Source organism: Cruoricaptor ignavus (assembly GCF_900141665.1).
Lineage (GTDB): Bacteria > Bacteroidota > Bacteroidia > Flavobacteriales > Weeksellaceae > Cruoricaptor > Cruoricaptor ignavus.
This window is the reverse complement of sequence record NZ_FQYI01000006.1, coordinates 1-26,113: the sequence shown is the minus strand read 5'-3', so window position 1 is coordinate 26,113 and position 26,113 is coordinate 1. Positions and strand designations below refer to the sequence as shown.

Annotated in this window: 30 protein-coding genes and 1 pseudogene; 24 read left to right on the top strand and 7 right to left on the bottom strand. The window is 36.8% G+C overall.

Annotated features, from left to right (window positions below; translation table 11 throughout):
* The first annotated feature begins 2 nt into the window (after positions 1 to 2).
* From BUB43_RS06995 to purE, 6 genes are read left to right on the top strand one after another with little or no spacing between them, the layout of a single operon-like run.
* Positions 3 to 782, top strand: a complete 780-nt coding sequence (locus BUB43_RS06995) for an alpha/beta fold hydrolase (RefSeq protein WP_073179607.1) — start codon at positions 3 to 5, stop codon at positions 780 to 782.
* A 24-nt stretch (positions 783 to 806) separates the two neighbouring features.
* Positions 807 to 1,823, top strand: a complete 1,017-nt coding sequence (locus BUB43_RS06990; RefSeq protein WP_073179605.1) for an NAD-dependent epimerase/dehydratase family protein — start codon at positions 807 to 809, stop codon at positions 1,821 to 1,823.
* Between the two features lie 4 nt (positions 1,824 to 1,827).
* On the top strand, positions 1,828 to 3,588 hold the full coding sequence (locus tag BUB43_RS06985; RefSeq protein ID WP_073179603.1) for an AMP-dependent synthetase/ligase: 1,761 nt from the start codon (positions 1,828 to 1,830) through the stop codon (positions 3,586 to 3,588).
* Entirely contained in the window at positions 3,585 to 4,649 is a 1,065-nt protein-coding gene (locus tag BUB43_RS06980; protein ID WP_073179601.1) for a diphosphomevalonate decarboxylase, read from the top strand. Before BUB43_RS06985 ends, BUB43_RS06980 begins: the two co-directional genes overlap by 4 nt.
* 12 nt (positions 4,650 to 4,661) lie before the next feature.
* Complete coding sequence (locus BUB43_RS06975) at positions 4,662 to 5,771, top strand: 5-(carboxyamino)imidazole ribonucleotide synthase (RefSeq protein WP_073179599.1); 1,110 nt, start codon at positions 4,662 to 4,664, stop codon at positions 5,769 to 5,771.
* A 60-nt stretch (positions 5,772 to 5,831) separates the two neighbouring features.
* The gene (purE, locus tag BUB43_RS06970; protein WP_073179597.1) at positions 5,832 to 6,335 is read left to right on the top strand and encodes a 5-(carboxyamino)imidazole ribonucleotide mutase; all 504 of its coding nucleotides are present in this window, start codon (positions 5,832 to 5,834) and stop codon (positions 6,333 to 6,335) included.
* Positions 6,336 to 6,379: 44 nt separating this feature from the next.
* Here the strand turns inward: purE and BUB43_RS06965 are convergent, their stop codons facing one another.
* Complete coding sequence (locus BUB43_RS06965) at positions 6,380 to 7,060, bottom strand: type 1 glutamine amidotransferase domain-containing protein (protein ID WP_073179595.1); 681 nt, start codon at positions 7,058 to 7,060, stop codon at positions 6,380 to 6,382.
* Between the two features lie 639 nt (positions 7,061 to 7,699).
* On the opposite strand from BUB43_RS06965, the gene BUB43_RS06960 reads away from it, so the two are divergent.
* Positions 7,700 to 8,914: a site-specific integrase gene (locus BUB43_RS06960; RefSeq protein WP_073179593.1), complete on the top strand. Its 1,215-nt coding sequence runs from the start codon at positions 7,700 to 7,702 to the stop codon at positions 8,912 to 8,914.
* 39 nt (positions 8,915 to 8,953) lie between these two features.
* On the opposite strand, the gene BUB43_RS06955 is transcribed toward BUB43_RS06960, so the two are convergent.
* Both BUB43_RS06955 and BUB43_RS06950 read right to left on the bottom strand, forming a co-directional pair.
* Positions 8,954 to 9,244 (bottom strand): helix-turn-helix transcriptional regulator, encoded by a 291-nt coding sequence (locus BUB43_RS06955; protein ID WP_221404000.1) that lies wholly within the window; start codon positions 9,242 to 9,244, stop codon positions 8,954 to 8,956.
* A 76-nt stretch (positions 9,245 to 9,320) separates the two neighbouring features.
* A complete protein-coding gene (locus BUB43_RS06950; protein ID WP_073179591.1) occupies positions 9,321 to 9,767 on the bottom strand; it encodes a hypothetical protein in 447 nt (148 codons plus the stop codon).
* A gap of 217 nt (positions 9,768 to 9,984) precedes the next feature.
* On the opposite strand from BUB43_RS06950, the gene BUB43_RS06945 reads away from it, so the two are divergent.
* From BUB43_RS06945 to BUB43_RS06915, 8 genes are all read left to right on the top strand, one after another.
* Entirely contained in the window at positions 9,985 to 10,269 is a 285-nt protein-coding gene (locus BUB43_RS06945) for a DUF3853 family protein (protein WP_073179589.1), read from the top strand.
* Positions 10,266 to 10,520: a DUF3853 family protein gene (locus tag BUB43_RS06940; RefSeq protein WP_073179587.1), complete on the top strand. Its 255-nt coding sequence runs from the start codon at positions 10,266 to 10,268 to the stop codon at positions 10,518 to 10,520. The genes BUB43_RS06945 and BUB43_RS06940 overlap by 4 nt, the downstream gene beginning before the upstream one ends.
* Before the next feature lie 3 nt (positions 10,521 to 10,523).
* The gene (locus BUB43_RS06935) at positions 10,524 to 11,258 is read left to right on the top strand and encodes a helix-turn-helix domain-containing protein (protein ID WP_073179585.1); all 735 of its coding nucleotides are present in this window, start codon (positions 10,524 to 10,526) and stop codon (positions 11,256 to 11,258) included.
* Positions 11,259 to 11,296: 38 nt separating this feature from the next.
* Entirely contained in the window at positions 11,297 to 12,394 is a 1,098-nt protein-coding gene (locus tag BUB43_RS06930) for a hypothetical protein (RefSeq protein WP_073179583.1), read from the top strand.
* A 361-nt stretch (positions 12,395 to 12,755) separates the two neighbouring features.
* A complete protein-coding gene (locus tag BUB43_RS06925) occupies positions 12,756 to 13,472 on the top strand; it encodes a CHC2 zinc finger domain-containing protein (protein ID WP_260200501.1) in 717 nt (238 codons plus the stop codon).
* A gap of 26 nt (positions 13,473 to 13,498) precedes the next feature.
* Positions 13,499 to 13,627 carry a hypothetical protein gene (locus tag BUB43_RS11465; protein WP_260200500.1) on the top strand — a complete coding sequence of 43 codons (129 nt, stop codon included), beginning with the start codon at positions 13,499 to 13,501 and terminating at the stop codon, positions 13,625 to 13,627.
* A gap of 102 nt (positions 13,628 to 13,729) precedes the next feature.
* Positions 13,730 to 15,037, top strand: coding sequence for an AAA family ATPase (locus tag BUB43_RS06920; protein WP_073179582.1), 1,308 nt, complete (start codon positions 13,730 to 13,732; stop codon positions 15,035 to 15,037).
* Positions 15,021 to 15,647 (top strand): RloB family protein, encoded by a 627-nt coding sequence (locus BUB43_RS06915; protein WP_073179851.1) that lies wholly within the window; start codon positions 15,021 to 15,023, stop codon positions 15,645 to 15,647. The genes BUB43_RS06920 and BUB43_RS06915 overlap by 17 nt, the downstream gene beginning before the upstream one ends.
* Positions 15,648 to 15,728: 81 nt before the next feature.
* On the opposite strand, the gene BUB43_RS06910 is transcribed toward BUB43_RS06915, so the two are convergent.
* Together BUB43_RS06910 and BUB43_RS06905 are read right to left on the bottom strand one after the other, a co-directional pair.
* Positions 15,729 to 16,985 carry a type II toxin-antitoxin system HipA family toxin gene (locus BUB43_RS06910; RefSeq protein ID WP_073179580.1) on the bottom strand — a complete coding sequence of 419 codons (1,257 nt, stop codon included), beginning with the start codon at positions 16,983 to 16,985 and terminating at the stop codon, positions 15,729 to 15,731.
* 9 nt (positions 16,986 to 16,994) lie between these two features.
* Positions 16,995 to 17,282 (bottom strand): helix-turn-helix domain-containing protein, encoded by a 288-nt coding sequence (locus BUB43_RS06905; protein WP_073179578.1) that lies wholly within the window; start codon positions 17,280 to 17,282, stop codon positions 16,995 to 16,997.
* Positions 17,283 to 17,937: 655 nt separating this feature from the next.
* On the opposite strand from BUB43_RS06905, the gene BUB43_RS06895 reads away from it, so the two are divergent.
* Positions 17,938 to 18,687 carry a ThiF family adenylyltransferase gene (locus tag BUB43_RS06895; RefSeq protein ID WP_073179575.1) on the top strand — a complete coding sequence of 250 codons (750 nt, stop codon included), beginning with the start codon at positions 17,938 to 17,940 and terminating at the stop codon, positions 18,685 to 18,687.
* Between the two features lie 33 nt (positions 18,688 to 18,720).
* Here BUB43_RS06895 and BUB43_RS06890 read toward each other — a convergent pair whose 3' ends face one another.
* Positions 18,721 to 19,479 carry a response regulator transcription factor gene (locus tag BUB43_RS06890; RefSeq protein ID WP_073179573.1) on the bottom strand — a complete coding sequence of 253 codons (759 nt, stop codon included), beginning with the start codon at positions 19,477 to 19,479 and terminating at the stop codon, positions 18,721 to 18,723.
* A 136-nt stretch (positions 19,480 to 19,615) separates the two neighbouring features.
* Between BUB43_RS06890 and BUB43_RS06885 the strand changes: the two genes are divergently transcribed.
* The 7 genes from BUB43_RS06885 to BUB43_RS06855 all read left to right on the top strand — a co-directional run bounded on the left by BUB43_RS06885 (position 19,616) and on the right by BUB43_RS06855 (position 25,015).
* A complete protein-coding gene (locus tag BUB43_RS06885) occupies positions 19,616 to 20,260 on the top strand; it encodes an N-acyl amino acid synthase FeeM domain-containing protein (RefSeq protein ID WP_073179572.1) in 645 nt (214 codons plus the stop codon).
* 233 nt (positions 20,261 to 20,493) lie between these two features.
* Complete coding sequence (locus tag BUB43_RS06880) at positions 20,494 to 20,736, top strand: hypothetical protein (protein WP_143154060.1); 243 nt, start codon at positions 20,494 to 20,496, stop codon at positions 20,734 to 20,736.
* Between the two features lie 60 nt (positions 20,737 to 20,796).
* Positions 20,797 to 21,354 carry a hypothetical protein gene (locus BUB43_RS06875; protein WP_073179569.1) on the top strand — a complete coding sequence of 186 codons (558 nt, stop codon included), beginning with the start codon at positions 20,797 to 20,799 and terminating at the stop codon, positions 21,352 to 21,354.
* Positions 21,351 to 22,211, top strand: coding sequence for a hypothetical protein (locus BUB43_RS06870; RefSeq protein WP_073179567.1), 861 nt, complete (start codon positions 21,351 to 21,353; stop codon positions 22,209 to 22,211). The genes BUB43_RS06875 and BUB43_RS06870 overlap by 4 nt, the downstream gene beginning before the upstream one ends.
* Positions 22,208 to 22,588 carry a DUF3887 domain-containing protein gene (locus BUB43_RS06865; RefSeq protein ID WP_073179566.1) on the top strand — a complete coding sequence of 127 codons (381 nt, stop codon included), beginning with the start codon at positions 22,208 to 22,210 and terminating at the stop codon, positions 22,586 to 22,588. Before BUB43_RS06870 ends, BUB43_RS06865 begins: the two co-directional genes overlap by 4 nt.
* Positions 22,589 to 22,611: 23 nt before the next feature.
* Entirely contained in the window at positions 22,612 to 24,672 is a 2,061-nt protein-coding gene (locus BUB43_RS06860; RefSeq protein ID WP_073179564.1) for an outer membrane beta-barrel protein, read from the top strand.
* 1 nt (position 24,673) lies between these two features.
* The gene (locus BUB43_RS06855; RefSeq protein ID WP_073179562.1) at positions 24,674 to 25,015 is read left to right on the top strand and encodes a thiol-disulfide oxidoreductase DCC family protein; all 342 of its coding nucleotides are present in this window, start codon (positions 24,674 to 24,676) and stop codon (positions 25,013 to 25,015) included.
* A gap of 255 nt (positions 25,016 to 25,270) precedes the next feature.
* Here BUB43_RS06855 and BUB43_RS06850 read toward each other — a convergent pair whose 3' ends face one another.
* Positions 25,271 to 25,717: a HipA N-terminal domain-containing protein gene (locus BUB43_RS06850; protein WP_073179560.1), complete on the bottom strand. Its 447-nt coding sequence runs from the start codon at positions 25,715 to 25,717 to the stop codon at positions 25,271 to 25,273.
* A gap of 18 nt (positions 25,718 to 25,735) precedes the next feature.
* Here BUB43_RS06850 and BUB43_RS06845 point away from each other — a divergent pair.
* Positions 25,736 to 26,113 (top strand): annotated as a pseudogene (locus BUB43_RS06845) (TetR/AcrR family transcriptional regulator); the annotation flags it as partial.

Here is a 26,113-nt window from a genome sequence, read left to right as displayed (position 1 = left end):
AAATGCAACAAATTTTGCACTCAAAAATTTATGGGAAAAAACAGGGCGGAACACCGCTGCTGGTTTTGCACGGGCTTTTCGGAATGCTCGACAACTGGGGAAGTTTCGGCAAAGAATTCGGTGAGAAAATGCCGGTGCACTTGCTTGATTTGCGGAACCACGGCAGAAGTTTCCATTCCGATGAGATGTCGCACGATGCAATGGCGGCGGACATCCTGATTTATATGCAATCGAAAAACATCGAAAAAGCCCATCTTCTCGGGCATTCTCTCGGCGGAAAAGCAGTGATGCAGTTTGCCATAAATCATCCCGATAAAACGGAAAAACTCATCGTGGCAGATATTGCGCCGAAATCCTATCCGCCGCATCATCAGGGAATTATCAAGGGTTTGCAGAGCGTAAATTTCGATGAGGTGAAATCGCGAAGCGATGTGGATGAAGTGCTGAAACAGTACATTCCCGAAGAATTTGTGCGGCAGTTCTTGATGAAAAGCCTTTACTGGACGGATGACAAGAAGTTGGCGTGGCGTTTTAATCTGGAAATTCTCGACAAAAAATATCAGGATTTTGTGGCGAATAATATAAAATTTGGAGTTTTTCCCGGGAAAACGCTTTTTATCCGTGGCGAAAATTCCAACTATATTTTGCCACAGGATGAGCTGGCGATAAAGCAGCAATTCCCTGATTATAAGATAGTTAGCATCGCTGATGCAGCGCACTGGCTTCACGCCGACAATCCTGCGGATTTCAATGCGGCGGTTGCCGATTTTCTCGGCAGTTAATAGCATTTGCCTATCTTTGCGAAGATGGTTTTAGTAACGGGTGCTACGGGAATTTTGGGCAGGGTGATTGTGCTGCAGCTGCTGCAACGCGGTATGAAGGTGCGTGCCACCAAAAGGCCGGGCAGCATACTTTCCGAAGTGCAGGCATCGTGGCGGTTCTACACCGAAAACTACGCCGAACTTTTTGCGGAAATTGAATGGGTGGATGTGGATTTTACCGATGTCAATTCGCTGGAAGCTGCGCTGGAAGGCATTTCCGAAGTTTACCATTGTGCGGCGGCAGTTGGTTTTGATCCAAGGGACGATAGGAAAATTTTCGACACCAATATTACAGGAACTCAGAATTTGCTGTATGCCGTGGAAAATTCTGCGGTAGAAAAATTCCTTTTCGTGAGCTCGATTTCCGTGCTGGATGAGCCGAATGAAAAGGGTGAGCTGGACGAGGATTCTGCCTACAATCCTAAGCTGGATCACGCTGCGTACCCGATTTCCAAGCACTTCGCAGAAATGGAAGTTTGGCGTGCCTCAGCGGAAGGCCTGAAGGTCATCGTAGTGGTGCCAGGAATGATTATCGGTAGCGGAAACTGGGGGCAGAGCAGCGGTAGCATATTTTCCACTTACGAGAAAAATAAACTGATGTTTCCCGGCACTGGCTCTTTTGTAGATGTTCGCGATGTGGCACACGCATCTATAGAACTTATGGAAGGAAACCACTTTGGCGAGCGCTTTATTCTCATTTCCCAGAACCTTCCTTACCTGCAGGTAGGGAATATGGTGAGGAGAAAGTTAGGACTAAAACCCGCAGCAAAAATACCAGAGAAACCGCTGCATATGCTTGTGAAAATCAGCCCGTTTCTCTCTTGGCTCGTTCCGCCACTGAGGCTAGCAACGCCTTACAATATCAACGCTATGACGGGGATCAACAGGATTTCCAATAATAAAATCCGCGAGACTTTGAAATTTAATTTCATTCCTGTAGATCAAAGTATTGACTTTCATGTAAATAACTATATCACTGATCATAATTCCAGGAAAAAATAAATCAATGAACATAGCCGAACTTCTGAACATCAACGCTGAAAAATTTCCGACAAGGCCAGCCATCGGTTTCCAAAAAAACAATGCCTGGAATGATTTGGACTGGAAGAGGTTCCGCATTCTGGTGTTCAAAATTGCGAATGCGCTGAAGAATGCCGGCGTTCAGCAGGGCGACCGTGTGGCGATATTTTCGGAAAACTCTGCCGAATGGATTTCCTTTGATTTGGCAGTATTGAGTTTGGGCGCAGTTACGGTGCCAATTTATGCCACCAACGGCAGGGAGGAGGTAAGATATATTTTGGAGGATGCAGATGCCAAAATAATCCTTGCCGGCGGGCAGGCTCAATATGATATTTTAATTGGTTTGCTAGCGGAAGGTGTTGATATTCAGAAGATAATCATTTCAAAAAAATCTGTCTGGCAAAAGGATAGAATCGGCATTTACCTCGAGGATTTTATTGCTACGATGCCGGAGACTTTTGAAATTGTCTCCAAAAATGCGGAAGATCTTGCCACCGTGATTTACACCTCTGGCACTTCCGGGGAGCCGAAAGGCGTGATGCTTTCTCACGGCAATTTCCGAAGCACCTTCCGTGCGCACCACGAATATTTTCGGTTTAAAAACTTCGAGAAGGAACATTCGCTGGCGTTTCTGCCGCTCACTCATGTATTTGAGCGTGCCTGGACGCTGCTCTGCCTGGATGGCGGGGCGAAGGTTTCGTTTCTGGAAGACCCAAAGGCTATTGCCGACACACTGCCGGAGGTACGCCCAACGATGATGTGCTCCGTGCCCAGGTTTTACCAAAAAATATATGCCGGCATCCGTGGAAATATCAATAACGGCAGTAAGGCTATTCAGAAACTTTTCCGCTGGGCAATGGGTGTGGGAGCACGAGCTGCTGAACTGAGGAGAAAGGACAGAAAACTGCCGCCAGTATTAGCAATGCAAAAAAAAATAGCAGATGCTCTGGTTTTCAATAAAATCAAGATTAAACTGGGCGGAAAACTTAGGTTTCTGCCGTGCGGCGGCGCAGCCATTTCTCCCGAAATCACGCGGTTTTTCGATGCAATCGGAATTCACATCATCGCGGGATACGGACTTACGGAAACCACTGCCACTGTAGCCGCCAGCCCGCTCACAGGCTATGTACACGGGACTAACGGCGCTGCATTCGGGAAAACGGAAATACGGATCGGGGAGGAAAATGAGGTGCAGGTGAAGGGCGAAAATGTGATGCTGGGCTACTGGAAGAAACTTGAGGACACGGCGGCTGCTTTCACCCAGGATGGCTGGTTTCGCACCGGGGATGCCGGAGAGCTAGATGAGAACGGGTTTCTTATCATCACAGACAGGATTAAAGATTTGATGAAAACCTCCAATGGGAAATATATAGCACCCCAACCTATTGAAAATCAATTGACTGAGGATGATTTCATCGAGCAGATAATGCTTGTGGCTGAAGGCAGGCCTTATCTGTCTGCGCTGATAGTGCCGAATTTCCCTTTGCTGGAAAAGGAACTTGCTTCGCTGAATGTAGAATTTACCAATTGGAAAGAAGTCTTGTCGAATTCTGCTGTTAATGAATTTTATGAAAAAAAAATTGGGTACCTTCAAGCCGCTGCTTCCAAGGTGGATAAAATAAAAAAATTCAAGCTGATGCCGCAGGAATTTTCATTGGAAACCGGCGAAATAACGCCAACGCTGAAAATCAAGCGTAGGATTCTGATGCAGAAATACGCCCAGGAAATTGAGAATTTATACAAATGATTCAGGACACGGAATTTATTGGAAATCAGGAATTTACAGTGAATGATGCAAAGGTTTCTGCATCCTGCCCAAGCAATATTGCCATCATAAAATATTGGGGGAAATATGAGAATCAGGTGCCTGCAAATCCGAGCATCAGCTATACTCTGAACAATTCCAAAACCAACACGGAAATTGAATTTAAGGCTGGCGAAAATTTCTCTGTTCGGACATTTTTGGCAAATGAAGAAAATTCAAAATTTTCCGAAAAAATTGAGAAATTCTTCAAAAGTATCGAACGCTATTTACCGTGGATTTTGCAGGGAAGTTTTGTAATCAGAACTGAAAATACCTTTCCGCATAGTTCCGGAATTGCAAGCTCAGCATCAGGTTTTGGTGCGATTGCAAAGTGCCTGATGCAGCTTGATGGGTTTTTTTGCGGAAAGGTTTCGGACGAATTTCATCTGAAAAAAACTTCTTTTCTTGCAAGATTGGGCAGCGGAAGTGCGGCGCGAAGCATTGAGAACGGACTGATTGTTTGGGGCGAAACGCCTGTGGTGAAAGGCAGTTCGGATTTATTTGCCGTTTCTTTTCCGCCAGAAAAAATCCATCCGATATTTAAGAATTTCAACGATTGGATTCTGCTGATTCACGAAGGCGAAAAAGCGGTTAGCTCTACCTTAGGCCACAGTTTGATGAAAACTAATCCCTATGCAGAACGGCGTTTTCAGGAAGCAAGAGATAATTTTTTCACGCTTGAAAAGATTCTGAAAAGCGGTGATTTACAAGGGTTTATAAAACTAACCGAACACGAAGCGCTCACGCTACACGCAATGATGATGGTGAGCGATCCGGCTTTCATTTTGATGCAGGCAGGCACCGTGGAAGTCATCCATAAAATATGGAATTTCCGGAAGGAAACAGGCTTGCCACTTTTTTTTACTTTGGATGCCGGTGCCAATGTTCACCTGCTTTTTCCTGAAAATGAAGATTCTCAAAAAATATGTGATTTTATTGTAAATAATTTAATTAAGTTTTCGCAGAAAGGAGGCATAGTTCGAGACTTTATGAAATTTTATTGAAACTTCAATTTTATGAAAATTGGCATTTTAGGCGGCGGGCAATTGGGCAGGATGTTCATACAAAACGCCCTGAAATACGACGATGAATTTTTTGTTTTGGATCCAAATCCGGAATGTTCCTGCGCGGGAATTTCGAAATTAATGGTTGGCGATTTCAATGATTATCAGGCAGTTATGGATTTTGGTCAGGATAAAGATGTGGTGACGATTGAGATTGAGCACATTAATGCCGATGCGCTTTTCGAGCTGGAGGCTCAGGGTGTGAAGGTGATTCCTTCGCCGAAAATCATCAGCATCATCCAACAGAAAATTTTGCAGAAGCAGTTTTACCAGAGCAAAGGCATTCCAACGCCTGATTTTCAGATTGTTCACAGCAAATCCGAAGTGGATTTTCCGCTGCCGTTCGTTCAAAAACTAAACACCGGCGGTTACGATGGAAAAGGTGTGCAACTGATTAGAAATGAGGAAGATAAGGCGAATCTTTGGGATGAGCCTTCCGTGATTGAAACGCTGATTGCTATTGACAAAGAACTTTCCGTAATCGTGGCGAAGAATGAAAGCGGCGAGACGAAAACTTTCCCGGTAACTGAGATGGTGGCGGATCCGAAACTGAACCTGCTGGACTTTAATATTTCGCCGGCTGAAATTTCGGAAAGTGTTCAGAATCAGATAGATGAGATTGCAGCGAAGTTTATTGAAGCGGCAGATTCTGCGGGAATTTTTGCAATTGAATTGCTTCTGGACAAAGCCGGTAAAGTGTGGGTGAATGAAACTGCGCCAAGGCTGCACAATTCCGGGCATCAGTCTCAGGAAGGTAATTCCAACTCGCAGTTTGAGCAGATGTACCGCACACTGAAAAATTTGCCTTTGGCAGATACGGACAATCTGAAATTTTCTGGGATGGCCAACTTGGTTGGTGCCGATGGTTTCAGCGGAAAAGTGAAGTACGAAGGGCTGGATGAAGTGCTGAAAATGCCGCAGACTTTTGTGCATCTTTACGGAAAAAACATAACAAAACCGGGCAGAAAGATGGGGCACATCAATGTTTTGGGTGAAAGCAGGGCAGAAGTTTTGGAGAAATTAATGAAGGTGAAGGAACTTGTGAAGGTTGTATCAGAATAATTTTTTAGCATTTATTGAATTCTCAATAATTCGTAATATTTTGTAAAAATTCGCAAAGGTATGATTGGTATAATAATGGGCAGCAAGAGTGATTTACCCATGATGTCTCAGGCTGCAGATTTTTTAAAATCGATGGAGATTTCGTTTGAGCTGACGATAGTTTCTGCACACAGAACACCGGAACGAATGTTCGATTATGCGAAAACAGCTGCAGATCGCGGCATAAAAGTCATCATCGCTGGTGCTGGCGGCGCTGCGCATTTGCCGGGAATGGTGGCAAGCTGCACCACTTTGCCTGTGATTGGCGTGCCGATTTTGTCTTCCAATTCGATTGACGGCTGGGATTCTATATTGTCGATTTTACAGATGCCGTCTGGAATTCCAGTGGCAACGGTTGCGCTGAACGGTGCGACAAACGCCGGGATTTTAGCCGCGAAAATCCTCGGAACCTCAAATGAAGAAATCGCAAAAAAACTGAAAAATTATCAGGATTCGTTAAAGCAAAAAGTTTTAGATTCTGTTGGGGAAATTCAGAACGAGCATCCTAACTTTTTCGATAAATAAAAAAGCGGCTTGTGAATGCCGCTCTGAAAAGTTTTTAACTGAAATTATTTTAGCGCTTCCAAAAGTGCATCTGCCACTTTCCCTGAAGAAAGCGGATTTTGCCCGGTAATCAGGTTGCCATCCTGCACGGAATGTGGCGCAAAAGGAATCACAGAATTATCAATCTCAGCGCCAAGTTCTTTCATACGGTCTTCTAGCAGATAAGGCACATTGTCTTTTTTGAAAACCAATGCTTCTTCGGCATTGCTGAAGCAGCTTATCTTCTTGTCTTTCAGGAAATTAGGCTGATGTTTGGTTGCTGCAATTAGTGCCGCAGGTCCGTGGCACACTGTGGAAATCGGTTTGTTGTTTTTGTAAAATTCCAGAATAATTCTTCCTGTGGCATCGTCATCTGCCAAATCGAACATTGGGCCGTGCCCTCCCGGAAAAAATACCGCGTCATAATCGGCAGCGTTGATTTCGGTAAGCTTTAAAGTATTGTTGAAGGCTTCCTGCGCAGCATTGTCATCGTTGAAGCGGCGGTTAGCGCCAGTAATATTTTCTGTTAGCTGGCTTGTTTCATCAATGGGCGGACGACCTCCAGCCAAAGAAGCTAGTGTGACTTCGTGTCCGGCATCCAGGAATTTGTAATAAGGTTCAGTAAATTCTCCCAGCCAAACACCAGTTTTGGTATTGGTGTTGAGCATATCAGCGTGAGAGGTAATGATAATTAGGATTTTTTTCATAAAATAAAATCTGCCAAGACCTCAGCAAATATTATACCTCTGTTATTATTGCTTCTGAATCCGCAATTGTAGATTTTCACACAACAGAAAAAAGATGCACTTATATTTTGAAAATGGGAGCAGTATTTTAGTATATGGATATTAGAAACAAGCTCACAATCCATCCAGACAAAAAAAAGGTAAAACTAAAGTGGTAATATCTTATCAGTACGAACAGTAGTTAATCCAAAAGAATTTAAGCAGGCACTGTAAAAAAAATAAGATGACAATAAGCGGTGGGACTCGAACCCACTCCTACTGGCTAGGCCAGCCGCCGTTCCGACATCATGACTCTACTATATTGCCATCTTGTTTTGCAAACTTATAAAATATTTTACATTGCCAATTATAGCGCAAATTTTTGAAACGAAAAAAACCGATCCTTAAAAAAGCGGCTTTTGTGAGCGCGATAGGATTCGAACCTATGACCGTCTGCTTAGAAGGCTGTAATTTTTTATTTTCTCTTGTTTTCCTTTATTTTGTAATTAATTGATATTTAATCGATTGTGTAATTTGTTTTTTTTCTTATGTTATCTATTTTTATCTTTTATTTCGTAAATTTGTGTTACCTATGTGTAACCCAAGATATGAGATTGAACTATGGCAACATCAAAATTAGTTCTTAAAGATAAAGTTCTTTCAAATGGATTGTATCCAATTTTTCTTCGAATTACTAAAGATAGAAAAAGGAAATATATTTCTACCGGATTTTCATGCGAAAAATCTCAATGGAATGATAAAACTTCAGAATTTAGAAAAAACTGTCCTGAATATCAACAAAAAAATGCATCTATTCTTAAACTTAAAAATAGATGTGAAAAAATATTTCTGGATAGTTTTTCTGATGGGAAGGATTTGTCAATAAACGAATTTGAAGAAATTTTTTATGATTTCAAAAGGAATAAAAAAATTACTGTTAATCAATTTTGGGAGAATAAAATTGAAATGCTGGTTAAATCTAAACAAACCGGAAATGCTAGAGCTTATAAAGATGCAAAAAGAAGTTTTTTCAAATTTCTTGGATCTGAAAAAAGTATTGATTTCAAATATATCACCCCATCGCTACTTAATAATTATGAAGTTTTTTTAAGATCAAATAACGGGACTGATGGAGGTATTTCTGTGAAAATGAGGACAATTAGAGCCTTGTTTAATGCTGCTATTAAAGAAAAAATCGCTTCCAAAGATGATTATCCTTTTGATGTTTATAAAATATCTAAATTAAAATCTTCTAGCAATAAGAGGGCTTTAGCAATTGAGGATATGGAAAAAATTAAAAATTTTAATTGTGAAAATTATCCAACATTGCTTAATTCGAAAAACTACTATTTGTTTAGTTATTTTACTAGAGGAATGAATTTTTATGATATGATGATGCTTACTTGGAGTAATATTGAAAATGAAAAAATTATCTATAAAAGAAGAAAGACAAAAACAAATTTTAGTATTAAAATTACTCCTCCTGTGAGGAAAATTTTAGATTTTTATAAAGAAAATAATAAGAATAATACAAGCTATATTTTCCCAATTTTACTAAGTGATAACTTAACTCCGATGCAAATTGAATATAGAAAAGATAAAGTTTTAAAGAAATTTAATAAAGATTTGAAAAAAATAGCAGAATTGTGTGGAATTGATGCAAAAATTACCAGTTATGTAGCAAGACATAGCTTTGCAACAAATCTAAAACAGAAGGGTATTTCGACAGATATTATTTCTGAGGCAATGGGACATCAAAATGTTTCAATTACGCAGGTCTATCTTAAAGATCTTGAAAGTTCGGTTATTGATGAGGCGATGGAAGTTTTATTGTAACTAATTCTTTATACCTCTATCGTGTTGTAAAATAATTTACTATTCTCTTTTATTACTTAAATAGTCTTCCATCTCTTGCTCTATTTCTGAAGTGGATTTAGTACTATTACTTGTTAGCCATAAATCTATTTTTTTTCTTTCAAAAAATAAGACTTTTCCATTAGGTTTAGAGTAAGGGATAAGGTTTTTATGGACTAATTTGTATATATAGGATTTTCTTAATCCTGTATAGTGTGAAAGTTCTTCCACATTTAGAATATCTTTGAGTCCGAAAATATATTTCTCTATACGATCGAGCTTTTTTATTATTATCTCATTTTCTATTTGCATAGTTTTATTTTGAAGTTTATAATTTGTTTTTGATTGAAAAATCGAGAATAGTCTTTAATAAATTATAGAAAGTTTTCTATTTTTTAATGAGTTCAATTAGAGAAGCTACTTGTTTCATACTATCTGATAGCTGCTCCTGGCAGGTCTTCAATCGATCGCTAAGCTCACGCTGCATTTCCTGATAACCTTTCTGGATGTCAATCATATTGGAAAACTCACTATGGGAAATAGTAACATTTCCACTGATGTTCCCATTAATATTGCTGTTTACATTGTTGCCGTTACCGTTATGGTTAGACTGGTGATTGGTTTTTAGCATTGATCCAATTTCAGAAATAAACCACTCCGGGCTTAAATCGTCGTAAGCAGATAGTATTTTTTCTATAGTGTCAGAGTTTAATCCGGAGTTATTCTTAATCGCCCTTCCGATTAACCCGTTCGATAACCCCGCCTCCACAGTAATCCTGTTCGGGTTTAAGCCTTTGTGCGCCATATAGGCTTGAAGCCTTTCTGTGATTGTCATGATATGTAAGATTGTATTTTTGTTTAAAAAGCTTTATTTACATAGATTAAAATCTATATATTTGCAATGTTGTACAATGCAAATATAGTTAAAATAATATATTACAATGCAAAATAACATGAAAGTATCTTTTTTTAGACAATTAACACTATTTTGTAATATAGGAGCTAAAGTTAAGATACTGAGGAACGGAATAAGCTAAAAATAAAAAACATAAATGGAAGATTTAAGCAAGCCTTTATGGCAATTAACCATTGGAGAGTTTGTAGAATTATTAGACTCCAAAATTCCTTCAACAAAAACAGAAGAAGCAGACTCCGAAACTCTGAATAAAAACTATGTCTACGGGCTTGCCGGCTTAGCCAAAATTTTAGGCTGCTCAAAAAACCATGCCAGCAAGCTCAAAAGCACGGGGATGTTTGATGAGGCCATCATCCAAAACGGCAGAAAGATTATCATTGACTCAGAGAAGGTATTAAAATTATTCAATAAAAACCTATGAAAAACATAGACCCTAAAACCCCGATTTGGAAGCTTACTGTAGAGGAATTTATAGATGTTTCAAATCAGATACAGAGAGAAAGTAAATATACCTTTGGCTTGCAAGGTTTGGCAGATCTTTTAGGCTGTTCTGTTTCCACGGCATCAAAAATAAAATCATCAGGGATATTAAAAGGTGCCATCTTTCAGAGAAAGCATTTAATCGTTACCAATAAGGAGAAGGCGTTAAAGCTTTTTGACGAAGCATCATAGGCGATGTATTATTCGGAACTCATCCATAAATTTTGGAAATTCAATGAAAAAATCAACATCGGGGCCACTGCCATTGCGATGTACCTCTACCTTTTAAAGTTAGCAAAAGATGCCAACGGATATGCAGTCACGGCTTCCGATGTCGCAGTAGGCAGGGCTTTGGGCATAACCAGAAAAACCGTGAAGGCCACCAAGCAGAAATTAAACAAACTCGGACTCATTGAGTATGGGACTAAAAATGGCATCTCCGGATCATACAGGATTATTGTGGATTATCCTTTCCGGGAGGCCGGGGCTGTTTGTCGCAAAGAGACAGAGCGGAAGAAATATAGCAGGGATAAGAAGCCTGAAGAGGAAACTGCTTTAACGCCTTACCATCAAAAACAAAAGCGAAATGATAAGGATAGCAATAGGAATCTCAATTCAAGTGAGGGAGAACTCCCGCAAACCAGTACGCCAAATATTGGGCATCAATCCTGCATTCCCACTTTGGATGAGTTTTTAGAATATGCCCAAACCCTGGACGCCTTCGTGCCACCGCTTCACTCTGAACTAATCCAAAAGTATAGCTTCTGGAAAGGCAATGGGTGGAAGAACAACTCCAATCGTCCCATTACCAATTGGAGGCTAGCCTTAAAACAGCTATTGCCGTATATGAGGGAGAATTCAAATCAAGAATTAAATGCAATTCTACCAATCCCCGACATCAAAGTCCCCGAAGAATTAGGCCATAATTAGAAATTATAATAGACATTATTCTATATCGAGATAGCAGAATGACCGTGCCAGAGAAGGATTCAAAAATCATCCGAAAGCAATTTGAATCGCCCAAAACGACCGAGCCAGAAAAAATTCGGTTGGGCAATTCTTTTGCAGATGATTTCCTTTTTGAAGGGGCGGAAGCGGCGGATATTCCCATCAATGCCTTACGGGTTATATTCAATATCGTTTCTATAATCGGCAGCGAACAGTTTCGCCCGCAGGACAGGCCTAAGCAGCTTTCATTGTTTGAGGATGAATTTGAAACCGAAAACAATATTTTTGTATCCCTTAAAATCCCGAACCATAAAATATCTCCTAGCGGTTCCACGAAACAGGTGGTAGAGGCTTATGAATTCCTCGCCAGGTTTAAGATGGGCTGGTATAAATCTACAAACCGGCAGGGTAAAGAAATCAAAACTTTCGGGGGGTTGATCTCCACGCCCGCCTACGACCAGAGGGGATACACCCGCTTTCTCATAAGCAGCTACTGGCTCAAAAAGCTCTTGGTCATTCCTGAATATAACTATGTTCTGTATAATCTGGTGTACCATATCCGGAATAATAAGCACATCCTTCTGGCGATATGGTTAACGAAACTTCCCAAGGAAGGCGTCCCGCTAAGACTTTCCACCTTAAATAAAAAATTCGGATTAAACTATAGAACCGCCAACGACTTCTGCTCCAAATTTTTAAAACCCGCAAAGCTCAAGTTTAACCAATACAACGACCGCTCGTTTCTTTACCATTATAAAGGCGATTTCATTACGATAATTCCTTTTGCCAATCCAAACCCTATGGCCGAAAAGAGCATTGAAATTTCGCAGGATAAAAAGTCTGTCAACAGAAGGCTGCTTTACTTCCGTAAGCGCTATGGACTAAAAACAGAGGAAATGCAGCGGTTTTCCTACCAATACCAAAACATTGCACAAACCAGGGAGCTTATCGAGAAAGCTTTTAAACGATTTGTCAGGATCAGCCGGCAGAACAATATCAAGTCAACAGAGTGGCAGGGAAAAGCGTTCTTGCAACAGATGCAGGGCTTCATTATTGAAATTTATGGGGAGACCAAAATGGGACAATTATTACCGAACGGGTATCCCGTTATTGTATGAATTCGGAATTGCACTCCTGTGCTTTTCGGAATTGCACTCTTAAAACTTAAGGAAATGTTAAAATCAAAATTTTTACCGACCTCTTTTCGGAATTGCACTCGTGTCCCGATTGAAGAACCGAAAAAACCTGTGGATAACCCCATGAAATTGTGGATAAAATCGGAAATTAGGCCAAAATTAAAAAATCAATTCGGAATTGCACTCCTGCGAAAAACAGCCTTTTTTCGGAATTGCACTCTTGATTTTTCGGAATTGCACTCCTGCCAAAAGTGGCTCTATCGCCTTGCTGAAAGGCGATAACGAGAATCATTAAAAGTATTATAAAAGTAATAAAAAAGCTTTTTTTATTTAAAAGGAAAATGTGGATAACTCAATTGCTCTAAAAACAAAAAAAATGAATTGTAAAAACATCAAAGAAAAAGTCGACATCCGTACGGTTTTGGAGTCCTTTGGAAAATTTCCGGCGAAAAAACATTCAAAGACGGCATTTTATTTCGCCCTGGATCGCGAAGAAGAAAAACCCAGCCTTTGTGTAGATTTTGAGAAGAAAATAGCATTCGACTTCGGAACCGGCAAGAGCTATGATGTAATTTCCATCGTTCAGCAGTTAAAAAAATGTTCTGTTTCGGACGCTTTGAAATACCTGTCTCAATTTGTGGTTCTCAACCAGAATTTTACTCCAAAAACACTCACTCCCAAACCGGAAAATTATCAAATTCTCAACGTTCAGGAAGTTAAACATCCGGCATTGTTGGATTATCTGAAATCCCGCAAAGTCCTTGAACAAAAAGATTTAGTAAAAGAAGTCCATTACCAACTTGGCAGAAAACAAGGCTTTGGAATTGGTTTTCAAAATAATTCCAAAGGCTTTGAAATCAGGAATGCTTATTCAAAAATTTGCCTTGGGAAAAAGGATATTACACTGATTCAATCGGAAATAAAACATAAAGAAATAGCTCTTTTTGAAGGTTTCTTTGATTATTTAACCTTCCGAAATTTAGAACAAGACAATACACCGAGTTGTGATTATTTGATTTTAAATTCTACGGCGATGTTTTCAAAGCCGAAGAAATTTTAAGGGGATATGATAAGATCTTACTGTTTTTGGACAACGACAACAATGGAATTTCTCTAAAAACAAAAATCAAAAACCTTTACTCAGATGTGGAAGATTGCTCCCTGATTTACCACAATTGTAATGATTTGAATGAGTGGTGGTGTAGGGAAAATTAATATTAAGTTGTCTTAAATATTTAGTCAATAACACATTTAAAATGTTGTTTTTAGGATTTTAATACTTATATTTGTAAATGAATTACAAATAATAAACTTAAAATGATTTCAAAATTCACTGTAGAAAATTTTGGTTCGATAAAAGATCGTGTTATACTATCTATGGAAGCAGATAATTCTACCCATTTGGAAGACTATTATATTGTAAAGCCGAATAATAAAGACCGTTTATTGAAAATGGCTTTTATTTATGGTGCCAATGCGTCAGGAAAAACTAATATTATAAAGGCAATTACATTTTTAAGAGCTTTTGTTTTAGCAGCTCCACGAGTTAAAAATCAAGAAATTAATTTTATGCCTTTTTTATTTCAAGAAAATGCGTTGGAAAAGTTATCACGATTTGAAGTTGAATTTTATTCAGATCAGACGAAATATCTTTATGAAATTAGCTTAACCAGAAAAGCGGTTCATAGCGAGAGGTTATACAACCTTAAAACTAGAAAATCCTTAGTTTTTGAAAGGGTTTCAAATCTTAATTCAGAAACGACAGTAATTACATTTGGATCTACTGTAAAAATCAGCAAAACAGATAGGGAGATATTGGAAGCCAATACTCTGTGGAATAATTCTGTATTAAGTGGGTATTTAAAAACAAATTTGGAATCTAAGGATCTACAAAATGCCGTACATTTTTTCACTCAATATTTGGGGGATATTATAGTTCCAAATACCGACTTAATGGGGTTCACCAATAACCTGTTAAAGAATAATTCCTTTTTAAAACCCAGTATCATTGAATTGCTTCAGAAAGCTGATTTCAAAATTTCTGATGTGAGCATAGAAAATGTAAAAATACAAGTTACAGAAGAATTGCGTTCATTGGTTCCCAATAAATTTAAAGAGATTTTTGAAGAAAATGTTGTCCGGGGGGCCAACGAAATTGAAGCCCAGCAATTGATGTTCAAGCACACGGTTGAAGGACATACCTACAATTTACCTTTTGATATGGAATCAGAAGGAACCAAGAGATATTATGAATTCAGTGGAATTTTATCGAGTCTCATTCATTCTTCAGCAGGATTAATGATCGATGAAATAGAATCCTCCCTGCATCCGGACTTACTAAAGCACTTTCTACTGCTATATTTAGTAAATTCCAAAAATTCGCAAATAATTTGCACTTCGCATTATCGTGAATTTTTGATGGAAAAAGACCTTTTCCGCCCTGATGCTGTTTGGTTTGCAGAAAAACAGGAAAATGGTTCTACGGATTTATACAGCTTAGTTGATTTTGATACTTCGGTTATCAGAAACACGAGTTCTGTTTACAATGCGTATAAAATTGGAAAATTAGGTGCGGTTCCCGAATTGTCTGACCCTTACATTAATGGAAATGGCAAGGAGGATTAACCATAGAGAAATAAAGAAAAAATCTGCAATTATTGTAGATGGTGAAACCGAAAAATGGTATCTCACAGCATTGGCTCGTATTGAGCAGCCAAAATATTTTGATATTAAGCCTGATTTGGTTTCTCGAAAAGATATTCAAACCTGCTTCTATGATTTAAAAGAAAAGTTGCAAGTCTATGATAAAGTTATCTGGATAGTTGATTTGGATGTGCTATTAGCACAAGAAAACTCCGCAGGTAAAGGAGGAGAAACGCCATTGAAAAAATTTTTGAGATTGAAAGAAGAATTTGTTAAAAAATATACTAATGATAAACTTGAGATATTGATCAATAACCCATGTTTAGAATATTGGTTTCTTTTACATTTTCAAGAAACTGCTAAGCCCTACAAAGGCTGTTCGCAGGTTCATAAAGAATTAAAAAAGCATTTTCCTGAATACGAGAAAAAAGAAGATTTCTTTGTCAGAAAGAATATATACAATAGGCTTAAATCAAATTTAGCCACCGCTATTAAAAGCGCTGAAAAAATAGGAGAATTTAATAAAGAGAATGAAGAAATGAGCGTTGCTGAAATTTATAAACTTTTTCACTTTTTAAACATCGAGCTTTAAAGTAAAAAAAACCAAAAATTTATCACGGATTATAATGACGGCTGAAATGAATGGTGGCAATTACAAAATCGTTTCATTTGATTATTTGAAGTTTTTAAAAGCCTTTGCCATCAATTCCTGTTCGCCTCTTGAAATGCCTATTTCTGTAGCGACATTTCTCCAGTTTTTTACGGAACCGAAAACCTCATCAATGATTTGATTCATGTCGGTATTATTTAATCTGAAGTATTCTCCAACGCTTTTGGCTAATTCTATATCTATGTCATTTTCATCATAGTTGATGTTGAGTGATAAGCCATTTTTATCAACAGAAGGGTTAAGGTCGTAAGCCGGAGACAATATCCAGCCGTTTTCAGTTAGGATAAATCCGTGGTTTCTCAAATGATCATCGGTGTTGGAAATGGCAATATTAAAGACAATTCTTCGCCAGAGTTGTTTGAGGTTGTTGTCTATATCTGTACCGTTGTTCATGAGAAACTCTGCAATATCAAGATAACTCGCTGTGTGTTCTTTCAATTTTTCTTCATTATTTCCTGTCATCGTCATTGCAGAAGAAAAGTGGATTCTTTGCCTTCCTTTTCTGTCAAATCTTTTGGTAAAAAAAGTATGATGAGGGTGGTTTATTTTCTCTATTTTGCTTTCAGACATTTCAATACCGCAATCCAGGGCCAACCGATAAGCCAAAAATTCCCAAGCACCTTTGTTGATGGTGTCATTTTTTGAAGGAAATTTTGCAATCCAAAGTTCGTTCTTTTCATCCAAGATATTAGCTTTTGGTCTTGCACCGCCGAGGGAAGAACCCGGAGCAATGAGAATTTCCAACCATTGTTTAATGTGCTTTTCGTCTTCGTTTTCCAATTGAGATACGGCATATTGCAATTCTCTAACAGATGTCCAGGGCGGAGTTGGATAATCTTGATTATTATCCAAAAAATCTCCGTTTAAATCAGTTTTAAAACGAAGCGCTCCAATTCTGGTTTCATCATAAACACCTAATAGATAATCAATATCGTATAAAATTTTAGGGGTTTCATCGAGTTCTTTAGCAATTTGTAAAGCTCTCCGCTTCATCAAAGTTCTGCCCCAGGTATCTGGCATACTGTCTAAAAAAACACCAAAATTTTCTTTTCCATTAGGAAACTGTTTCCCTGAAAATAACTGAATATCCGGATCTAATAAAAATTTATGAGGAGATAATAACCATTGTTTATCATACCCGAAACTAAAGGATTTTCTCCCCTTTGCGAACTGTGCTGTAAGGACTCCGATAAGCGTAGGTTCTTTAATACCCATCCAATCGGCAAACACGAAAATATCTGTTTTTATTGATGCAGCCATTCTTTGTGATTATAAAAGTTCTAAATCCTGTAATCTGCGTCCGAGTTCATCATCTGATGCTAATTTCAGAAAATCATCCTGCAATCCTAATACTCTTAACACATTGAAATATGCCCCCATAGAAACCTTTGCATCTCCCTTTTCAATAAGGTAAAGTGTTGACCTGGAAATTCCGGCCCGCTCGGCGACTTGTATCGTTGAAAGATTTCTCCTTTTCCGGGCAAGTTTAAAATTCTCACCCATCTGCTGTAAGGTGGATTCATATTTGGGCAGTATAATTTGTTTCTTGACTTTCATTTGTCTTATATTATACACAAAATTACTAAAAATGTTTATAATAACAATCAAATTAATTTTTTTATAAGGATTTTAAAATCTTGGAGTAGTTCGACTTGAAAAACGTCCGATCCTAGTATAAAAAAGACAGCAATACTTTCGGTTAATTTTACAAGAGCTGGGAGGCTTATCACCGGTGATGTGGAAAAATGGACAGCAAGCCATCCCAAAGGCAGCCGCTTTTCTTGGCCACTTTTCCATATCATTTAACAACAAAAACTAAAAGAAATTAATATTTTTGAACAATACTGAAAAGGGGAGGTGCCTACACAAAACCAAGGAGCCGAAAAAATCCACGATTCTGAAAAATTCATACTTATTGTTGCCAAAAATTCAATTACTAAATCGTCAAATAAGTTTAAATACAGATGGTAAGTGGTCTACTTTTTTGACAGTTTGTAAATATAGTTTTTTCATTTGAAATTTGTACCCGCCAACCGAAACGGAATCGGGCTCTGCTGAGGAGCAACCCGAGAACTAAAATAATGAATGTTTGAATAAAAAAAATAGTGTTTCAAAAAACGGTCGTTTATGAAAACTTATTTTGCAGGAAAGAACTACACTTTTGTGTAGCAGTTAAACTTCCTAAGCTCCATAATTTTGAAGAAAAATTACAATGGACGAAAGATATTCCAGAAATAGGTTATATATAACTGGCGAGGAGCAAGATAAAATAAAAACAACACCGATATTACTTGCCGGGAGTGGTATAGGAAGCAATATTGCCGAATGCGCACTAAGATTTGGATTTGAGGACATAACTGTTGTAGATGGAGATGTAGTGGAGCTTTCCAATCTAAATCGCCAAAATTATACGGAAGAAAATATATCCGAAAATAAGGCTGAAGCACTTTGCAACCGTTTAAAGGCTATAAACCCAGCTGCGGATATTAAATTCCATTCCGAGTTTATTACTCCTGAAAATATAGATGAAATAGTTGATAATTGTCAGATTGCAATAAATGCATTAGACTTTACGAGTGATGTGCCTTTAGTTTTTGACGAGCTTTGTCAAAAAAAGGGAATTACCGTACTGCATCCATATAATCTTGGATGGGGAGGACTTGTAACGGTAATTACTCCCGACAGTTTGAAACTGGATAGCTTAACTTCCGGAGAAAACTTCAACGAGCTTAAGATGGTGGAGTATGTTTCTGGCTACACAAGATTTTGGGGAAACCCAAATATTTGGTTAGAGAAAATTATCGAGGATTATAAATCGGAAAAAGAAAATTTACCGCCCCCACAATTAGCCGTTGCTTCGTGGATAGTGGCAGGTATGTGTACCCACATAATGTTCAATATAGTCACGCAAAAAAAATATAAAAAGTTTCCCGAGTTTTATATCAATTCAATATCAAATTAAACTATGAAAGCAGTCCCTAAGAAGGCTGCTTTTTTATAACAATTTATTGTTAGTAGCATATGCCAGTGCTTCCGTAATATTTTGCACGCCTATTTTTTCAAACAGTTTCCTCCGATGGAACTTAACGGTATCGGCCGATACAAATATCTGTTCTGCAATTTCAGTAATCGTAAGACCTCTTGCGTAAAGCCTTAATATCTCAATTTCTCTATCCGATAGTTTAGCCTTCGCCTCCTCAACCCATTTCTTCCTTTCCAAATTGTATTTCCAAAATGTTTCCGACCCCTGTTTAGAGATGGTTATATTTCCTGCAGTATGATTTGGGGATAATGCCACGATGCACATCGCCTTCCATATTTTGCCATCCTCGGTAAGAAACATCGGTGTTAGCTTATGGTTGATGAGTATGGAGTTTTTCTTTTCATTTATAATATGGAAGTCATAAGAAATTGTGTAGTTTTTCCTATCCTCTAACGGCAACTTTTCGTAAAAATCAAATCCTACCTCGTTGATTTTTAGTAACAGCGGTAAATCTTCCTGTTTTACATTCCGGAAATAAAAGCCATATCCTAACTCCTGTACTTCGTCAGGAGTCAGACCGCAAAGAAAAAGAGGATTATCGGATACATATTCAAAACCTTTATTTTGATAATCTATTACATAGATACTCATATAGGTGACTCTTGCAAATGCCTTCACTATTTCTAAATAATTGCCGGTTTGTACAGCATCTTTTTCGGAAATAGACTTTACCGTGTTTTTATCTGAAAAGAATTGATTTTTTTCTTCCATAACTCTAAAATTCAGAATACTACACAACAGTGTAGTATTTAGCTTAATTAAACAAATCTACACAAAAGTGTAGCATATAACAACATGATAGAGAAATATTTTTGATAAAAATTTAACGATTTAAAAATATTACTATATGCTCAACTATTATTCTTTAGACAGGCAAAACCTCTTTGAATTGGCAAAATTTGTTGTAGAGGAAAATTACAGCCATCATCTTATAAACAACCGATTACTTGATAAAGAGGTTGATGAAATATATCTTGAAGAGTTGAAGCTGGATAATTCAAAAATATTTGTTTCGATGGACCAGCATTCAATAGTAGGTTCCATCAGGGTTTCAAAATGGAATGGAAAAGAGGTTCTACCAATGCAGAAGTTATTTAACATCAACATTGATGGTCTTAGGCAAGATAATAAATATAATGTTTGGCACATTGGAAGATTCGCCATAAAAAAAGGGATCGATAAAACGGGATTCAATGTTTTTAAAACCTTAATGGTTTGTGCTATAAATGAAGTTTGCCAAAACGAAGACTGCTTTGCATTGGCAGAATGCGACGCAAAGCTTCTAAGAGTACTAAAGTTATTAGGGATTGAAGCAATTACCCTTGCCGATTCGATAGACTATTTAGGCTCTGAGACTATTCCTGTCCTGCTTACCTATACAGGGCTTAAAAAATTTCTTGATAACAATAGTCATTTGCTTCCACAAAATATGAATTCGACCAGAGCTTGGGCTACACTACACCAAAGTGTAGTTTTTCAGGCGACAGCATAGAACTACACCAAAGTGTAGCAAAAATGAAAGCATAAAACTCCATTTTTGAATCAGAAAAAAACAATAAAGATTTATCTAAAAAATATTCCAGTAGCTACAGATTGCGAGAGTTACACTCAAAGAAAAAAGTAAATAGTGAGACTATGTGAACACGAAAAATTAACATAAGGTCACCGGAAGCTCAAGACCAAATGGAGCAATAATTAAACAAAAAAATCAAAAAAGTTAAAAAAATGAAAAAACTATTTTTTCCGCTAGTAGCGGTAGTGGGTTTGACAGCGATGTCATTTACAAAGGCAAACACCAAACAGGTAAGCGCTCAAGAAGTATCAGTGCAAAGTTTAATGGATATGGATTCTGAAGGCGCTAGTGTGGCTACCAAACATTTATGTATGGACTTTTTCACAGAACATATCTATAATGTAGTGGAAACAGAATCAGGAGCTAAAATGGATAATATTCTGTCCAAATACTAAAAACAATCATACTGAGCGGTGTAATATTAAATTCCGCTCAGTATTTTAAAAAGGTAAATCATGAATAAATTACAAAAACTATGTGCGGTAATAATAGTTAGTGTGATATTTATTATCATGTGTTCTTTTTCTATTTTGTCAGATTTAGAAAGTTATTATTCTTTTTACAAAAAAGATAGACCTAAGTTTTTAGACAAAATGGAAGCTTTTAGTAAATGGGCACCTATTGATTTTTTTGGAAAATATACCGGTTTTGAAACAGGATATGGATTTTTCGGACCAAATGTATCAAGCGACTTCGTTTTTAATATTCGAATCTATGATGAAAAAGGAAATATAATAAAACAATTGAATGAAATCCCGACTAACTCGAAAGAAGGAAAATTGAGATTGTCATGTATGAACCATATGTTTTTAGACAAGCTTGACAAAATTGATGAGAGACATGACCGGTATTTGGATATCGTAATGAAACAGGTGGCGATAAAAATTAAAAAAGACCACCCGAAAAGCAGTAAGGTAGAACTGAAAATGTATCTGTTTGATTATCCATCGATCAAAAATTTCAATAAGCAATCTGCACCGCGAATAGCAATGATAAAAAAATATGAGGTATGATAGCACTAACCCATAAATTACAAAACTTCTTTTTTCAAGAATTAAAAAATCAGAGGTGGGTCACCTTTTTTAGACAATCTATAGGAGTATTACTAATACTACATTTAATCTCTATACTTCCAGATTTTAATAACCTATATTCAACCAAGGGTTTTGTTCCTAGCGATATAATGGATGTATTTGTCCCTAACTATCTGTTAACGCTACCTAAGATAATTTCCTATTTAAAGACTTTTGGTATCCAAGAGGATCAAGTTCTTATAGGATTCAAAATGCTATATATTTTATTAGGAGTACTGTTAGTAACAGGAGTAAGAACAAGGATAGTAGCCTTTATATTACTTGTAATGCAAATTGCAATGGTAAAAGGTAGCGGATTTTACACCTATGGGATAGACTTTTTTATGAGTATGTCACTATTCTACCTGATTTTAATTCCTTGCAATAATATGGAGAAAACCCCATATAGGAGGTTATTTCAAGTCCATTTAAGTATTTTATATTTTTTGTCCGGCTTAGGAAAAGTAACAGGGTTTAACTGGTGGAATGGAGAAAGTATTTGGAAGGCGATACATCTTCCATTTGCTAACCAGGATTTCCAATTTGATTTTTCCTTTTTAGGAAATAATCCAACGCTACTGATAATTATAGGCTGGGCAACAATAGTGATAGAAATGGCATATCCACTTTTTATATGGATAAAACAAACAAGAAATATATGGCTGTTTCTGACGATATCAATGCACTTAGGCATAGCGGTATTCTTAAACTTATATTTCTTTTCTGCAATGATGATAATTTGGAATTTAACCAATTTTTACAACTTTAATATAACAATAAACAATAAAAAATTATGAGACATTTATTAGTATTTGTATTCGTTACAATGTTCAGTGCATTTGGTTTTGCACAATCACAACAAGCGTTAGGAAGAGAGTGTATCTATAATCTTTATCAAAAGAAAGATTATAATAAGGTCACCACCTATTTTAGTGATAATCTTAAAAAGGATCTTACAGCAAGCAAACTTTCGCAAACAGATTTGCTATTACAGAAACTAGGTGACTACAAAGGTATTATAGAAATAAACAAAGATGAAAAAGGAATTTATTACTACTATGTAAGGTTTGAAAACCAACCAATGGATGTAATCATGAAATTTGATGATAAAAATAAGATTACAGGACTGACTATGAGTTCGGTTCATAAGGAATTTAAATCCGCCAAAAAGTAGAATTAATTTAAAAAAGAAAAGCTATGAAGAGAAATATCATATTTACCCTACTTATACTAACAGGCACTCTCGCTTTCGGACAGTCTAATCAAAAAGAAAAGACAATAGAAGAAGTTGTGATAAAGACGGAAAAGACGACAAAAATTGTAAAAAAAGAGGGTAAATATGAAGTTTCTGTTGTAGGGAAAGATTTCCAGGATACACCAAGTGTCTGGGAGGGAATGAAACAAATTCCATTATTAAGCATTTCTGACGGGTCACCAATAAAAGTTCAGGGGAAAGTAGCCATATTGGAGGTGAATGGAATACAGATGCAGATGGATGCTGCAGACTTAGAAAGTTATCTGAAGACACTAGACCCTAAAAGTATTAGAAAAATAACTATTGATACCACACCCGACTCCTCTTATGGATCAGAAGTATATGCCGTAATCAATGTCCAACTTACTCAAAGAGAGGGAAGTTACCAAATGGGCATTAATACAACCAATGGGATAAAAACTAAATTTTATAATTCAACGGGGGTAAATTATGGGCTTAGCGGAACAAAATTAAGATTCTATACTAGTTATAATTTTGGATATACACCTACAAATAATAAGGCAGAAGTTCAACAGATTATCGAGGAAAATCCTTTAATATCAGTAGGGTATAAAGACAATAACACCTTTAGAAGCCATCGATTTTTCATCAATGGAACTTTAAATATAGGAGAGAAGAGTATAATAGATTTTTCAGGAACCTATGCCCTCTCTAATTCTGATAAAGTAGGAATAAGTAAAAATGAAACCTTCAACAAGGGGATAGAAATAGATTCAAAGAGTAATTTTTTTCAATTTTCGGAAACACTCAAACATAATTTTAATGATGATAATACGCTGAAAATAGGTAGTCATCAAGTTATTAATAAAGGGAAGTCTGATATTTTGGGAACATTTAATGGGTTGCAAACAGATCAGCAACAAGTGGACACGAAGACCCCGATAATAATTGTTTTTGCAGATTATAAGAACAAGAATAAGCTTGGAGAAACAAGTGCAGGTATAAAACTACATAATATAAATGTTGAAAATAATAATAAGGATATATTTACAAACTCTATACTGGATGCCCCATTCAGATATAATGAAAAAGTGCTAGCATCCTACATCAGTCAATCTTTTTCATTTTCTAATAATCGTTCATTAAGGATAGGCCTTCGTTCAGAAACCTCTTATATCAATTACTCTTTCAGAGAAGGAATAAAAGAATATCAAAATAAGAAGGATTATACAAACTTACTATATGATGTAAGTTATAATTGGACATCTTCTGGCAAATGGGAAAATAATATTACTTTTAGAAAGCAAATATTTCGCCCTAACTATAATTATTTGAACCCTTTTAAACGGGTGGGCAGTGATATCACCTACGAATCGGGAGACTCGGATATTAACCCTACGAAGTTTTTTGCAGTAAGCTATCAAACAATGAAAAATAAATGGTCATTATTTTCATTAGCAGGATATATGAAAGATTTTACAAGCTCTTTCTATGATTTGGAGAATGGGAGGATAAACTCAACATACAAAAATTTTGAAAATTTATATGTAGTCCAGGCGGGGACGGAGTATAATAATGCCTTTCTCAATAGGAAGTGGATCTTAAAAGCATCTGCAGCAGTGCAGTATGTGAAGATAGATGATAAAGAATACAACCGAATGCTTTCTAAAAGCACCCCATCGTTAATTTTCGAAACCAATAATATAATCAATATAGGGAGAGATTTTAAATTAAATGTGAATTATGAGGTTAATCCCACGAATAAAGACGGATTAATAAAACATTATACAAATCAAAAACTAGATATAACCCTGTCAAAAAAGATAAATTCAAATCTAAACATTATGTTTTTTGCTTATGATATTTTAAAAACAAATAGGACATGGGAGGAAACAACGGTTCCGAACTACTTTTATGGAACAAAAAGATACGCGGATGTAAGAAGCTTTGGAGTAATTTTAAAATGGAATGTTACAGGAAAATCTTACAAGCCGGGTAATCAAGAGAAAACCAATGATGACACCATAGATAGACTGAAATAATATGAATATAATATATGATGACAAGTGTGGTTTCTGCACTAAATTTTCAGAATGGTGTGTAAGGAGCAATAACAAATTTATTACTCTTCCTGTAAGGAGTAAGGAAGCTCGCCAAATTCTTAGAGCGCGGGGGATTCAATTTATAGACTTACAAACCATATATTTTGTAAACGGGGGTAGGGTCTTTAACAGGTCGCAGGCGGTTTTCAATATTTTTAAAAACTTTAAATTTCCTTACTATTTTATAAGTTTTGGGTTGTTACTTCCTATATCTATCACCGACTATTTATATAAAATTGTTGCGAAAAATAGATATATTATATCCTCCAAAATTTTTAACTAAAATATTCTTTGTCAATGGGCGGCATTAATAAGAACTTTCAAAAATGTTTTTTTGTCTGCCGCCAATTTTTAGAGTGGTTGGTTTATTCCTCAATATAAATGAAGGTTCCCTTGGTGACTGGTTTGACAGTTCCATTGGTTTCTTCTTGGATCGGAGTATTAACTGGCTGCTGTATGTCTTCAAAAGAAAGTGTACTTTTACTTAGAGAGTATTTTTTGTTTATTATGAATAAAACTATCTTAGTTCTGAACTAAATCAGTACACTTTTTGCTTATAATCTTGATTATTATCCAAAAAATCTCCGTTTAAATCAGTTTTGAAACGAAGCGCTCCAATTCTGGTTTCATCATAAACACCTAATAGATAATCAATATCGTATAAAATTTTAGGAGTTTCATCGAGTTCTTTAGCAATTTGTAAAGCTCTCCGCTTCATCAAAGTTCTGCCCCAGGTATCTGGCATACTGTCTAAAAAAACACCAAAATTTTCTTTTCCATTAGGAAACTGTTTCCCTGAAAATAACTGAATATCCGGATCTAATAAAAATTTATGAGGAGATAATAACCATTGTTTATCATACCCGAAACTAAAGGATTTTCTCCCCTTTGCAAACTGTGCGGTAAGGACTCCGATAAGCGTAGGTTCTTTAATCCCAATCCAATCGGCAAATACGAAAATATCTGTTTTTGTGGTTGTTGCCATTCTTTGTGATTATCCGAATTGGTAGAGACTACAGACATTAATGATGGAGGGAAGGTTTTAGCAAAAGTTTTACTTAGCGGCCAATTTGATGAATTAAAAAAAAATAAGGAGCTTCAGAAGATAATTCTTTGGGAATTGTCCGAGTCAAAATCTGCATTAAGGAAACTAGCTGATGAACGGGAGGCTGCCGGAGAGGAAATGTTTGTTAACATTGCAGACAAGCATTTTGGCTCAGAAGCAAAAAAGTTTAGAGCTTTAATGGCGATACTTGTTTCATCCAGTTATTATCTCAATTTGCATACAGATTTTAATGGAAGTGCTTTTTGCGGGCTAGATTTAAAAGATGATGAAGATCGGAATGTCGTCAAAGGCGTGATTTCCGAAATGATAGATATG